General features: G+C 71.8%; 11 protein-coding genes and 1 riboswitch. Of the genes, 8 read left to right on the plus strand and 3 right to left on the minus strand.

Annotation, left to right across the window (positions count from 1 at the left end):
• Positions 1 to 8 precede the first annotated feature (8 nt).
• The 4 genes from ABZ904_RS27195 to ABZ904_RS27210 are packed head-to-tail and all read left to right on the plus strand — an operon-like array spanning position 9 to position 5524.
• Complete coding sequence (locus ABZ904_RS27195) at positions 9 to 1535, plus strand: GMC oxidoreductase (protein ID WP_361825965.1); 1527 nt, start codon at positions 9 to 11, stop codon at positions 1533 to 1535.
• Positions 1535 to 2623: a betaine/proline/choline family ABC transporter ATP-binding protein gene (locus tag ABZ904_RS27200; RefSeq protein ID WP_359393892.1), complete on the plus strand. Its 1089-nt coding sequence runs from the start codon at positions 1535 to 1537 to the stop codon at positions 2621 to 2623. The genes ABZ904_RS27195 and ABZ904_RS27200 overlap by 1 nt, the downstream gene beginning before the upstream one ends.
• Positions 2623 to 4563 (plus strand): ABC transporter permease subunit, encoded by a 1941-nt coding sequence (locus ABZ904_RS27205; RefSeq protein WP_359393890.1) that lies wholly within the window; start codon positions 2623 to 2625, stop codon positions 4561 to 4563. The genes ABZ904_RS27200 and ABZ904_RS27205 overlap by 1 nt, the downstream gene beginning before the upstream one ends.
• A gap of 1 nt (position 4564) precedes the next feature.
• A complete protein-coding gene (locus tag ABZ904_RS27210; RefSeq protein ID WP_361825967.1) occupies positions 4565 to 5524 on the plus strand; it encodes an ABC transporter substrate-binding protein in 960 nt (319 codons plus the stop codon).
• An 82-nt stretch (positions 5525 to 5606) separates the two neighbouring features.
• Here ABZ904_RS27210 and ABZ904_RS27215 read toward each other — a convergent pair whose 3' ends face one another.
• Positions 5607 to 6095 carry a carboxymuconolactone decarboxylase family protein gene (locus tag ABZ904_RS27215; protein ID WP_360998140.1) on the minus strand — a complete coding sequence of 163 codons (489 nt, stop codon included), beginning with the start codon at positions 6093 to 6095 and terminating at the stop codon, positions 5607 to 5609.
• A 47-nt stretch (positions 6096 to 6142) separates the two neighbouring features.
• Between ABZ904_RS27215 and ABZ904_RS27220 the strand changes: the two genes are divergently transcribed.
• Entirely contained in the window at positions 6143 to 7534 is a 1392-nt protein-coding gene (locus tag ABZ904_RS27220; RefSeq protein ID WP_361825969.1) for a PLP-dependent aminotransferase family protein, read from the plus strand.
• A gap of 26 nt (positions 7535 to 7560) precedes the next feature.
• Here the strand turns inward: ABZ904_RS27220 and ABZ904_RS27225 are convergent, their stop codons facing one another.
• Positions 7561 to 8382 (minus strand): hypothetical protein, encoded by an 822-nt coding sequence (locus tag ABZ904_RS27225; protein WP_359393938.1) that lies wholly within the window; start codon positions 8380 to 8382, stop codon positions 7561 to 7563.
• 140 nt (positions 8383 to 8522) lie between these two features.
• Here ABZ904_RS27225 and ABZ904_RS27230 point away from each other — a divergent pair, with 140 nt between their 5' ends.
• Positions 8523 to 8867: a hypothetical protein gene (locus ABZ904_RS27230; protein ID WP_359393882.1), complete on the plus strand. Its 345-nt coding sequence runs from the start codon at positions 8523 to 8525 to the stop codon at positions 8865 to 8867.
• Between the two features lie 7 nt (positions 8868 to 8874).
• Entirely contained in the window at positions 8875 to 10059 is a 1185-nt protein-coding gene (locus tag ABZ904_RS27235) for a glutathionylspermidine synthase family protein (protein ID WP_359393879.1), read from the plus strand.
• A 9-nt stretch (positions 10060 to 10068) separates the two neighbouring features.
• On the opposite strand, the gene rocD is transcribed toward ABZ904_RS27235, so the two are convergent.
• Positions 10069 to 11274, minus strand: a complete 1206-nt coding sequence (gene rocD / locus ABZ904_RS27240; RefSeq protein ID WP_360998135.1) for an ornithine--oxo-acid transaminase — start codon at positions 11272 to 11274, stop codon at positions 10069 to 10071.
• A gap of 102 nt (positions 11275 to 11376) precedes the next feature.
• A riboswitch (ZMP/ZTP riboswitch) is annotated at positions 11377 to 11466 on the plus strand.
• A gap of 41 nt (positions 11467 to 11507) precedes the next feature.
• Between rocD and ABZ904_RS27245 the strand changes: the two genes are divergently transcribed.
• On the plus strand, positions 11508 to 12956 hold the full coding sequence (locus ABZ904_RS27245) for a glycine hydroxymethyltransferase (RefSeq protein ID WP_359393875.1): 1449 nt from the start codon (positions 11508 to 11510) through the stop codon (positions 12954 to 12956).
• Positions 12957 to 13024: the final 68 nt, after the last annotated feature.

Raw genomic sequence — 13024 nt, forward strand, 5'->3', positions numbered from 1 at the left:
AGCACCCCATGTCCGAGCAGCACACCTACGACTACGTCGTCATCGGCGGCGGCACGGCGGGCTCCGTCATCGCCTCCCGCCTCACCGAGGATCCGGACGTCACCGTCGCCGTCATCGAGGGCGGCCCGAGCGACGTCGGCCGCGACGACGTCCTCACCCTGCGCCGCTGGATGGGCCTGCTCGGCGGCGAACTCGACTACGACTACCCCACCACCGAGCAGCCGCGCGGCAACTCGCACATCCGGCACAGCCGCGCCCGGGTGCTCGGCGGCTGCTCCTCGCACAACACGCTGATCGCGTTCAAGCCCCTGCCGTCCGACTGGGACGAGTGGGAGGCGGCCGGCGCCCAGGGCTGGGGCGCCGTCCCGATGGAGGCCTACTACGCGCGGCTCCAGAACAACATCGTCCCCGTCGACGAGAAGGACCGGAACGCGATCGCCCGCGACTTCGTGGACGCGGCACAGACGGCGCTCGGCGTCCCGCGCGTCGAGGGCTTCAACAAGAAGCCGTTCACCGAGGGCGTCGGCTTCTTCGACCTGGCCTACCACCCCGAGGACAACAAGCGCTCCAGCGCGTCGGTGGCGTATCTGCACCCGGTGATGGATGAGCGCCCCAACCTGACGATCCTGCTGGAGACCTGGGCGTACCGGCTGGAGTTGGAGGGCACGCGCGCGCAGGGCGTGCATGTGCGCACCAAGGACGGCGAGGAGATCCTCGTACGGGCCCGGCGCGAAGTCGTGCTGTGCGCCGGTGCCGTCGACTCGCCCCGACTGCTGCTGCACTCCGGCATCGGCCCGAAGGAGGATCTGGAGAAGCTCGGCATACCCGTCGTGCGGGATCTGCCGGGTGTCGGTGAGAACCTGCTCGACCACCCCGAGTCGGTGATCGTGTGGGAGACGCACGGCCCGATTCCGGAGAACTCCGCGATGGACAGCGACGCGGGCCTCTTCGTGCGCCGTGACCCCGGCAGCGCGGGCCCCGACCTGATGTTCCACTTCTACCAGATCCCGTTCACGGACAATCCGGAGCGACTGGGCTACGAGCGGCCGCAGTTCGGTGTCTCGATGACGCCGAACATCCCCAAACCGAGGAGCCGCGGCCGCCTCTGGCTGAAGAGCGCAGACCCGGACGAGAAGCCCGCGCTGGACTTCCGGTACTTCACCGACGAGGACGACCACGACGGCCGCACCCTCGTGGACGGCATCAAGATCGCCCGTGAGATCGCGAAGGCCGAGCCCCTGGCCGGCTGGCTCAAACGGGAGGTCTGCCCCGGCCCGGACATCACGGGCGACGAGGAGCTGAGCGCGTACGCGCGCAAGGTCGCGCACACCGTGTACCACCCGGCGGGCACCTGCCGTATGGGCGCCGAGACCGACGAACTGGCCGTCGTCGACCCGGAGCTGCGGATCCGCGGCCTCGACGGCATCCGGATCGCCGACGCATCCGTCTTCCCGACCATCCCCGCCGTGAACCCGATGATCGGGGTGCTCATGGTCGGGGAGAAGGCCGCCGAGCTGATCGGAGGCGAGGCCTGATGGTCGCCACCGTCCCCACCCGCAAGCCGCCCACCCACGCCGGGGCGCAGAGCCCCGTCTTCCGCGTCGAGAACCTGTGGAAGGTCTTCGGCCCCAAGGCGGACCGCGTCCCCGCCGACCCGGAACTCGGCACGCTGGACCCCGCCGCGCTGCGTGAGCGCACCGACTGCACGGCCGCGGTGCGCGATGTGAGCTTCGACGTCCGCAAGGGCGAGGTGTTCGTCGTGATGGGCCTGTCGGGCTCCGGCAAGTCCACCCTCGTGCGCTGTCTGACCCGGCTGATCGAACCGACCGCCGGCACCATCGCCATCGACGGCGAGGACGTCCGCGCCATGGACCGCGCCCGGCTGCGCGAACTGCGCCGGCACCGCGCGGCGATGGTCTTCCAGCACTTCGGACTGCTGCCGCACCGCACGGTCCTCGACAACGTTGCCTACGGCCTGGAGATCCAGGGCGTCGGAAAGGCCGAACGTCGGAAGCGGGCCGCCGGCTTCGTGACCAAGGTGGGCCTGGAGGGCATGGAGCAGCGGCGCCCCGCCCAGCTCTCGGGTGGCCAGCGGCAGCGCGTCGGCCTGGCCCGCGCGCTCGCGGTCGACCCCGAAGTACTCCTGTTCGACGAGCCGTTCAGCGCCCTCGACCCGCTGATCCGGCGCGACATGCAGGAGGAGGTGGTCCGGCTGCACCGCGAGGAGGGCCGCACGATGGTCTTCATCACGCACGACCTGAGCGAGGCGCTCAAGCTCGGCGACCGCATCGCCCTGATGCGTGACGGCCGGATCGTGCAGCTGGGCACTCCGGAGGAGATCGTGGGCGCTCCCGCCGACGACTACGTCCGCGAGTTCGTCCGGGACGTCCCCCGCGAGCAGGTCATCACGGTCCGCTCGGCCATGCGCACCGCGTCCCCCATGGAGACCGAAGGAGGCCCCGCGGTGTCCCCGGACGCCACGGTCTCCGAGGCGATCGAGGCGGTGGCCCGTACGGGTTCCCCGGCCCGGGTCATGGACGGCGGCCGCTGCCTCGGCGTGGTCGACCACGAGCGGCTGCTCGGCGTCGTGGCCGGGACGGGGCACATCAAGGAGGCGGTGTGATGGCGACTCTCACCGCACCCGCCGCTCCCCGTCTCTCCCGCTCCGGTCTCCTCCAGCACCGCGCCCTCGGCAAGCTCCTGGTGCTGGCCGTCGTCGCGGCGGTCCTCGTCCCCCTCGCCGACGCCCGCTGGGCGAGCGGCAGCTGGCCGCACGCGCTCACGGTCGACCTGTCCAAGCCGCTGACCGGTGCCAGCGACTGGATCATCGACAACCGGGACAGCCACCCCCTCTTCCTCTACTTCTTCGGCTATGTCAGCAACGCCGTCGTGCTGTCCGTGCGCGCCGTCTACCTCGTCCTGCTCGCCGCGGGCTGGGCAGGCGTGACGGCGGCCGGGGCGCTGCTCGCGTGGCGCGTCGCCGGTGTGCGCCTGGCACTCGGCACGGCGGCCGCCCTCCTTGCCTGCGGTCTGCTCGGCATGTGGGTGCCCACCATGCAGACGCTCGCCCTCATGGTGATCGCGGTGCTCGTGTCCGTCGTGCTCGGAGCGCTGCTAGGTCTCGCCGCGGGCCTGTCCGACCGCACCTTCCGCGCCCTGCGCCCCGTACTCGACACCATGCAGGTGCTCCCGGCGTTCGCGTATCTGCTGCCCGTCGTCCTCGTCTTCGGCATCGGTGTTCCGGCCGCCGTCCTCGCCACCGTCGTCTACGCGGCCCCGCCGATGGCCCGGCTCACCGCGCTGGGTCTGCGGGGCGCCGACAAGGAGGTCCTCGAAGCGGTCGACTCGCTCGGTGCCACCGCGCGCCAGCGTCTGCTCACCGCCCGCCTCCCGCTGGCCCGCAAGGAGCTGCTCCTCGGCCTCAACCAGACGATCATGATGGCGCTGTCCATGGCCGTCATCGCCTCCGTGATCGGCGCCGGCGGCCTCGGAGACCGCGTCTACCAGGCGCTGGCCTCGGTGGACGTGGGCGCCGCGCTCGCCGCCGGCATCCCGATCGTGCTGCTCGCGGTCGTCCTCGACCGTGTCACCGGCGCGGCGGGCGAGGGCCTGCCGTCCACCGGCCGGGCGGGCTGGGTGTACGCCGCCGCGGCCACCGTGGCCGTGGCCGTCGCCGCACGCCTGGCCGGTCTCCTGGACTGGCCGCTGTCCTGGACCGTGCGCATCGCCGAGCCGGTCAACCGTGCCGTCGACTGGATGACCGCGCACCTGTACTCGGGCGTCCCCTATGTGGGCGGCACCGCCGACTGGGCGGGCCACTACACCACCTGGATCCTGGACCCGCTGCGCACCGGACTGCAGTGGCTGCCCTGGTGGTCGGTGCTGCTCGTGGTGGCCGCGCTGGCCTGGCTGATCGGCACCTGGCGCACCGCGCTCACCGCCGTCCTCGCGATGTCGGCGACCGGCGTGCTCGGCGTGTGGAAGCCGTCCCTGGACACGCTGTCGCAGGTGCTCGCGGCCGTCGCCGTCACCCTGGTCCTCGGGCTCGCGACCGGGATCGCCGCGGCACGCAGCGACCGGTTCGAACGGCTGCTGCGCCCGGTGCTCGACGTCTTCCAGACGATGCCGCAGTTCGTCTACCTGATCCCGGTGGTCGCGCTGTTCGGCGTCGGCCGCGCGCCCGCCGCCGTCGCGGCGATCGTCTACGCCCTCCCGGCCGTCGTCCGCATCACCACCCAGGGCCTGCGTCAGGTCGACCAGGCCGCCCTGGAGTCGGCGCGCTCGCTCGGCGCGTCGAGCGTCCAGCAACTGCGCCAGGTGCAGCTCCCGCTGGCCCGCCCGGCCCTGCTGCTCGCCGTCAACCAGGGCGTCGTCCTGGTCCTCGCCGTCGTCATCATCGGCGGTCTGGTCGGCGGCGGCGCGCTCGGCTACGACGTCGTCTTCGGCCTCGCCCAGGGCGACCTGGCGACCGGTCTGGTGGCCGGTGCCGCGATCGTCTGCCTCGGTCTGACGCTCGACCGGGTGACGCAGCCCACCGAGCGCCGCGCGAAGAAGGGAGCGTGAGATGCCCCGTACCCGTACGACGATCACCACGGCCCTGGCCGTGCTGACGATGACCACCGGCTGCGGTGCCGCCGACATGACCAAGCAGGCCTCGCCGTTCGCGGCTGCGCGCGGCTCGAAGACGGTGACCCTGTCCGTGCAGTCGTGGGTGGGCGCGCAGGCGAACGTCGCCGTGGCCCAGTACCTCCTCGAGCACGAGCTCGGCTACCGCGTGGACACCGTCCAGGTCGACGAGATCCCCGCCTGGGACGCCCTCAGCCAGGGCCGGGTGGACGCGATCCTGGAGGACTGGGGCCACCCCGACCAGGAGAAGCGCTACGTCGAGGACAAGAAGACGATCGTGCACGGCGGCGGCCTCGGGGTCACCGGCCACATCGGCTGGTACGTCCCGACCTACCTCGCCGAGCAGCACCCGGACATCACCGACTGGAAGAACCTCGACAAGTACACGAGCCTCTTCCGCACCGCGGAGAGCGGCGGCAAGGGCCAGCTGATGGACGGCTCGCCGTCCTACGTCACCAACGACAAGGCGCTGGTGAAGAACCTGAAGCTGGACTACCAGGTGATCTTCGCGGGCTCGGAGGCGGCGCAGATCACGCAGATCAGGCAGTTCGCCAAGGAGAAGAAGCCCTTCCTGACGTACTGGTACGCGCCGCAGTGGCTGTTCAAGAAGGTCCCGATGACCGAGGTGAAGCTGCCGCCGTACAAGGAGGGCTGCGACGCGGACGCGGCGAAGGTCGCCTGCGCCTATCCGCACACGCCGCTGCAGAAGTACCTGAACGCGGACTTCGCCGGGAGCGGCGGCAGGGCGGCCGACTTCCTGAAGAAGTTCAACTGGACGACCGAGGACCAGAACGAGGTCGCCCTGATGATCGCCGACCGGAAGCTGACCCCGGAGCAGGCGGCCAAGGAATGGGTGGACGGCCACACCTCCACATGGAAGGCGTGGCTGTCCCACTAGCGTCACGCCGGGTGCCTCGCCCCGAGGCACCCGGCGGCTCAAGCCCCGGTGCGAAGGCCTGCGGTATGCGTCGTGCGCTCCGTCAGCTGTACTGGCCCGGCGTGTAGTGGCCCGGCACCGCGCGGGTCGTCACACCGAACCGGTTCCACGCGTTGATCACCGTGATCGAGGCGATCAGGTGGGCCAGCTCCGCCTCGTCGAAGTGCTTGGCGGCCCGCTCGTAGACCTCGTCCGGCACGAACCCGTCCGTCAGCACCGTGACGGCGTCGGTCAGCTCCAGCGCCGCGACCTCCTTCTCCGTGTAGAAGTGCCGAGACTCCTCCCACGCGCTGAGCTGGACGATCCGCTCGACGCTCTCGCCCGCCGCGAGCGCGTCCTTGGTGTGCATGTCCAGGCAGAAGGCGCAGTGGTTGCGCTGAGAGGTGCGGATCTTGACGAGCTCGCGCAGCGTGGGGTCCAGACCCTGCCCGGCGGCCGCGTCGAGCCGGACCATCGCCCGGTAGACCTCGGGGGCGTGCTTGGCCCAGTTCATGCGGGGGGTGTGTTCGGCGGCGTATTCGTTCGTCGTCATATCTCCGACCTTAGGAGCGGAGCAGCCCAGGAGTATGGTCCATTTCCATGGGGAAACCTTGGGCCACCCCGGGGTTCGATCTGCATGTCGAGCCGACCGGGCCAGGTCTGCGCAAGGGGCTGACGAAGGCGCTGCGGGAGGCGGTCCGCTCCGGGCGGCTGGCGCCCGGCATCCGGCTGCCCTCCTCCCGCTCGCTCGCCGCCGACCTGGGCATCGCGCGCAACACGGTCGCCGACGCGTACGCCGACCTGGTGGCCGAGGGCTGGCTCACCGCACGCCAGGGCTCGGGCACCCTGGTGGCCGAGCGCACCTCAGCCGGGCCCGGGACCGCACCCACCGCGACCCGCCCCCGCACAGTCCGGAGTCCGGCCCACGATCTGCAGCCCGGCAGGCCGGACGTCGCCTCCTTCCCGCGCGCCGAGTGGCTCAGGGCCGCCCGCCGCGCTCTGACGGCGGCGCCGAACCGGGCCCTCGGCTACGGCGACCCGCGCGGCCTCGCCGAACTGCGCACCGCGCTCGCGGAGTACCTGTCCCGGGCGCGCGGTGTGCGCGCCGACCCCGACCGCATCCTGGTGTGCGCGGGCTTCGGGCAGGGGCTGCAGATCCTCGGCGCGGTGCTCAGGGCGCGCGGCGTCCGGACGGTCGCCGTCGAGTCGTACGGACTCGACGTCCACTGGGAGTTGCTGGCGGCCGCCGGGCTGCACAGCCGGCCGCTGCCGTTCGACGGGCTCGGCACCAGCGTGGAGGGGCTGGCGGACGCGGGCGCCGTGCTGCTCACTCCCGCCCACCAGTTCCCGATGGGTGTGCCGCTGCACCCCGAGCGGCGGGCGGCCGTCGTGGACTGGGCGCGGCGCACCGGGGGGCTGATCCTGGAGGACGACTACGACGGCGAGTTCCGCTACGACCGCCGGCCGGTCGGGGCGCTGCAGGGCCTGGACCCCGACCATGTGGTGTATCTGGGCACCACCAGCAAGTCCCTCGCTCCCGGGCTGCGCCTGGGCTGGATGGTGCTGCCGCCGGCGCTCGCCGAGGAGGCCTGCGCGGCGAAGGGCCCCACCGACACGTGCGGCGTGCTGGACCAGCTGACCCTGGCGGAGTTCATCGTGTCGGGTGCCTACGACCGGCATGTACGCGCTGCCCGGCTGCGCTACCGCCGCCGCCGCGACGCGCTGGTCCGGGCCGTCGCGGCCCACGCCCCCGACGTGCGCGTCACGGGCATCGCGGCGGGTCTGCACGCGGTCCTGCGGCTTCCGCCAGGCACTGAGCAGAGCGTGGTCCATGCGGCGGCGTGGCAGGGCCTGGCGGTGCAAGGCCTGCACCGCTTCCGCCACGAAGGAGCCAGTGCCGAGCCGCCCGACGCCCTGGTCGTCGGTTACGGGACGCCGCCCGACCACGGGTGGGCGGAGGCGCTGAACGCGTTGTGCAGGGTGCTGCCGTAGGCCGTCCCGACCGGGCGTCCGGCTGCTCACCCCTCCGCGACCGGTGCCTCCCCGAACCGCGCCAGCGCGAGTGCCCCCGCGACCGCCACCACGAATCCCAGCACCGCCAGCCAGGTCAGCCCCTCGCGGGTGCGGTCGCCCAGCCACACCACCCCGATCGCGGCGGGCCCCACGGTCTCGCCCACGACCATGCCCGCGGTCGCCACCGTCACCGAACCCCGCTCCAGCGCCGTCGTCAGCAGCAGGAAGGCCGCCCCGCCGCCCAGCAGCAGCGCGTACGTCGCCGGATTCGTGAGCAGCGATCCGGGCGCCAGCGAACCGATCAGCCGAACGGCCACCTCGACCACCCCGAACCCGAACCCGGCGCCGAGGCCCAGCACCAGCGCTCGTCCCCGCCCCGGCAGACGTCCTCCGGCGAGTCCGAGCAGCAGCACGGCCACCGCCGTCGCCAGCATCGCGTACTTCAGGACCGTGGATCCGTCCTGGCCGCCCTCCGCCCCGGACGCCAGGCCGAGCATCGCAAGGCCCGCGCACACCACGGCGACCGCCGCCCACTCGCTCGAGGTCAGTCGCACCCGCAGCAGCCGGGCCGCGACCACCGCCGTCACCGCGAGGCTGGACGCGAGGGCCGCGCCCACCGCGTAGATCGGAAGGGACCGCAGCGCGGCGATCTGCAGCAGGAAGCCGATCCCGTCCAGCGCGAGCCCCGCCAGATACCGCCACTGCTTGAGGGCTCGCAGCAGCAGCGCCGCCTCCCCGCCCCCACCGGTGCCCGCCGCTCGTGCCGCGACCGCCTGCAGCACGGTCGCCGTACCGAAGCAGACCGCCGCACCGAGCGCGCACACCATTCCAAAGAACACAGAGTGACTGTAGGGGACGGTGTCACGGCCGGGGCGCGCTCGAACACCAGATTGACGCTCTCTAGTCTGTTGCCCGAAAACCTCTCACCGACGTCTCAACGAAGTCTCACTCGACGGGGGAACACGAAATGGCGGACACACGCCGGCAACTGCGCTCGGGCACGGTCGTCCTCGGCGGCATGGGACTTCTCGCCGCCGCCCTCACCGCCTGCTCCTCGGCCCCGGACAAGCGCTGCGTCGACCGCGACAGCTACACCCTCGGCAAGGGCTACAAGGTCGTGTCCGACAAGAACTGCACGTCCGTCAAGACGTCCGGGCACGGTTCCTGGTACTACGGCGGCAAGAAGAAGAGCGGCTTCGTCAACGGCGGTTCCTTCACCAAGCCCGGCAAGGGCTCCGGTGGCTCCAGCGGCGGCAGCCACGGCGGCGTCGACCGCGGCGGCTTCGGCAGCCACGGCAAGAGCGGCGGCTGAGCGGCCCGTGGAGCGCCGTACCATCGAGCCCCGCCCCGGCTGGCAGCAGACCGTAGAGGCGCAGGGCCTCATCTACCCGCTCACCCGCTACCCGGACGACTCGCTTCGCCCGTACTGGGACGAGAGCGCGTACTACGTCTTCACCCTTCCCGAGGCGGAGGCGCTGGAGGAGGTCGTCGAGGAGCTGCACGGCATGTGCCTGGCCGCCGCCGGACACATCGTCGCCGCGGACCGTTTCGCCGACCTCGGCATCACCGATCCGCGCGTCGCCCGCGCGGTCGCCGAGGCCTGGCACCGCCGGGCCGAACTGCCGTCCGTCTACGGCCGGTTCGACCTGCGCTACGACGGCACGGGTCCGGCGAAGCTGCTGGAGTACAACGCCGACACACCCACGTCGCTGGTCGAGGCCGCCGCGCCCCAGTGGTTCTGGATGGAGGAGCGGTTCCCGGACGGCGACCAGTGGAACTCCCTGCACGAGCGGCTGATCGCCGCCTGGAAGAATCAGGCCGCCCTCCTCCCGCCCGGCAGCCCGCTCTACTTCGCCCACTCCGCCGCCGACGAACTCGGCGAGGACCTGATGACGGTGGCGTACCTGAAGGAGACCGCCGAACAGGCCGGGCTCGGCACCGAATGGATCTCCATGGAGGAGATCGGCTGGGACCCGCTGTCGGAGCGCTTCGTCGACAACCAGCTCCGCTTCATCCGCAGCTGCTTCAAGCTGTATCCCTGGGAGTGGCTCACCACGGACCGCTTCGCGGGACACGTCCTGGACAGCCTCGACAACGGCGGCGGCACGGGCAGCACGCTGTGGATCGAGCCCGCCTGGAAGATGCTGCTCAGCAACAAGGCGCTCCTCGCGATCCTCTGGGAGCTGTATCCGGGCCACCCGAACCTGCTTCCCGCCTACCTCGACGGGCCGCGGGAGCTGGCGCACACCACGGGCTACGTCGCCAAGCCGCTCCTCGGCCGCGAGGGGGAGGGGGTGACGGTCCACGAGCCGGGTGCTCCGGTCCCCGTGCGCGAGGACGCCTGCTGCTACCAGGAGCTGGCACCCCTGCCGTCCTTCGACGGCAACCGTGTCGTCCTCGGCGCCTGGGTCGTCGAGGACGAGTCGGCGGGGCTCGGCATCCGGGAGTCCTCCGGCCTGGTCACGGACGAGTACGCGCGCTTCCTGCCGCACGTGATCCTGTGAGGGCCGGCCTCAGACGTCCAGGACCGCCCGCAACCGGCCGAGCCCCCAGTCAAGGTCCTCCTCGGCGATGACGAGGGGCGGGGCGATCCGGATCGTGGACTGATGGGTGTCCTTCACCAGGACACCCCGGTCCATCAGCTTCTCGCAGACCTCGCGTGCCGTGCCGCAGTCCGGGTGGATGTCCACGCCCGCCCACAACCCCCGCCCACGGACCCCGGTGACCCGGCCCGAGGCGGTCAGCGTGCCCAGCTCGCGGTGCAGATGCACGCCCAGCTCCGCCGCCCGCGCCTGGTACTCGCCGGACCGCAGCATCGCCATCACCTCGAGGGCCACCGCGCAGGCCAGCGGGTTGCCGCCGAAGGTCGAGCCGTGCTCGCCCGGCCGGAACACCCCGAGCACCTCGGCGCTGGACACCACCGCCGACACCGGCACGATCCCCCCGCCGAGGGCCTTCCCGAGCACGTACACATCCGGTACGACGCCTTCGTGCTCGCACGCGAACGTCCGTCCGGTCCGGCCGAGCCCCGACTGGATCTCGTCGGCGACGAAGAGCACGTTCCGCTCCCGGGTCAGCTCGCGCACCGCCGGCAGATACCCGGCCGGCGGAACCAGCACCCCCGCCTCTCCCTGGATGGGCTCCAGCAGCACCGCCACGGTGTTCTCCGTCACCGCCGCGCGCATCGCGGTCATGTCCCCGTACGGCACGATCTCGAAGCCCGGTGTGTACGGGCCGAAGTCCGCGCGTGCCTGCGGGTCGGTGGAGAAACTGATGACCGTCGTGGTGCGGCCGTGGAAGTTGTTGCCCGCGACCACGATCTTCGCCATCCCGGCGGGCACGCCCTTGACCCGGTAACCCCACTTGCGGGCCGTCTTGACGGCCGTCTCCACCGCCTCGGCGCCCGTGTTCATCGGCAGCACCATCTCCATGCCGCACAGCTCGGCCAGCTGCTCGCAGAACGCCCCGAACCGGTCGTGGTGGAACGCCCGCGAGGTCAGCGTCACCCGCTCCAGCTGTGCCCTGGCCGCGTCGATCAGCCGCCGGTTGCAGTGGCCGAAGTTCAGCGCCGAATAGCCGGCGAGCAGATCCAGATAGCGGCGTCCCTCGACATCCGTCATCCAGGCCCCCTCCGCCGTCGCCACCACGACCGGGAGAGGGTGGTAGGTGTGCGCGGTGTGTGCCTCGGCCGCGGCGACCATGGCTTCTGTCGTGCTCACGGTGGCTCCCCTTCCGGCCGTACGGGGCTGTGTGCTGCCTCTCCTATCGTCGCTCGCATGGTGGACGCGGGAACCGGGCCGTGGCACATGCCCGGTAGGCTGACCACGGGCCGTGACTGGCGCGCTGGGATGGGACCGACCATCGGGGAGCGGCCCGGATGCAAGCGAGTGCCGTGCGCCTGGGCCGACCGTGAACCGTGAACGCTTGTAGCCACGCCGCACCGGAGGCCGACATGCCAGAGCAGTCTTTGACCACCGAGTCCACCGCCTTCCGCGCCGCCCTCGACGTGATCCGTGCCGTCGAGCCGCGGGTCGCCGACGCCATCGGCCAGGAAGTCGCCGACCAGCGCGAGATGCTCAAGCTGATCGCCTCCGAGAACTACGCCTCCCCGGCCACGCTGCTGGCGATGGGCAACTGGTTCAGCGACAAGTACGCCGAGGGCACCATCGGCCGCCGCTTCTACGCCGGCTGCCGCAACGTCGACACCGTCGAGTCGCTCGCCGCCGAGCACGCCAAGGAGCTCTTCGGCGCCCGCCACGCCTACGTACAGCCGCACTCCGGCATCGACGCCAACCTGGTCGCCTTCTGGGCCGTCCTCGCCCAGCGTGTCGAGGTGCCCGCCCTGGAGAAGGCGGGCGTCCGCCAGGTCAACGAGCTCTCCGAGGAGGACTGGGCCGAACTGCGCCGCGCCTTCGGCAACCAGCGCATGCTCGGTATGTCCCTGGACGCGGGCGGCCACCTCACCCACGGCTTCCGCCCGAACATCTCCGGCAAGATGTTCGACCAGCGCTCCTACGGCACCGACCCGGCCACCGGCCTGATCGACTACGAGGCGCTGCGCGCGTCGGCGCGCGAGTTCAAGCCGCTGATCATCGTGGCAGGCTACTCGGCCTACCCCCGGCTGATCGACTTCCGGATCATGCGTGAGATCGCCGACGAGGTCGGCGCGACGCTCATGGTCGACATGGCGCACTTCGCGGGCCTGGTCGCGGGCAAGGTCCTGACCGGCGACTTCGACCCGATCCCGCACGCCCAGATCGTGACGACCACCACCCACAAGTCGCTGCGCGGCCCGCGCGGCGGCATGGTCCTGTGCGACGACTCCCTCCGGGACCAGGTCGACCGCGGCTGCCCGATGGTGCTGGGCGGTCCGCTCCCGCACGTGATGGCCGCGAAGGCCGTCGCCCTGGCGGAGGCCCGCCAGGAGTCCTTCCGCGACTACGCCCAGCGGATCGTCGACAACTCCCGCGCCCTGGCCGAAGGCCTGACGCGCCGCGGCGCCACGCTCGTGACCGGCGGCACGGACAACCACCTGAACCTGATCGACGTGGCCTCGTCCTACGGCCTCACCGGCCGCCAGGCGGAAGCGGCCCTGCTGGAGTCGGGCATCGTCACCAACCGCAACGCCATCCCGGCCGACCCGAACGGCGCCTGGTACACCTCCGGCATCCGCGTCGGCACGCCCGCGCTCACCACCCGCGGTCTGGGCACGGCGGAGATGGACGAGATCGCCGCCCTGATCGACCGTGTCCTGACGACCGCCGTCCCTGGTACCACGGGCAAGGGCACCCCGTCGAAGGCCCAGCACGTCCTGGACCTGAAGATCGCGGACGAGGTGGCGCACCGCGCGAGCGACCTGCTGACGGACTTCCCGCTGTACCCGGAGATCGACCTCGGCTGACCGGACTCCGTCCGGCGGCGCGGGTCCCCGCGCCGCCGGCCACGGACGGCCCGCGGCCTACCTGACGG

The sequence above is a fragment of the Streptomyces sp. NPDC046900 genome, from assembly GCF_040644975.1.
Classification (GTDB): Bacteria; Actinomycetota; Actinomycetes; order Streptomycetales; family Streptomycetaceae; genus Streptomyces.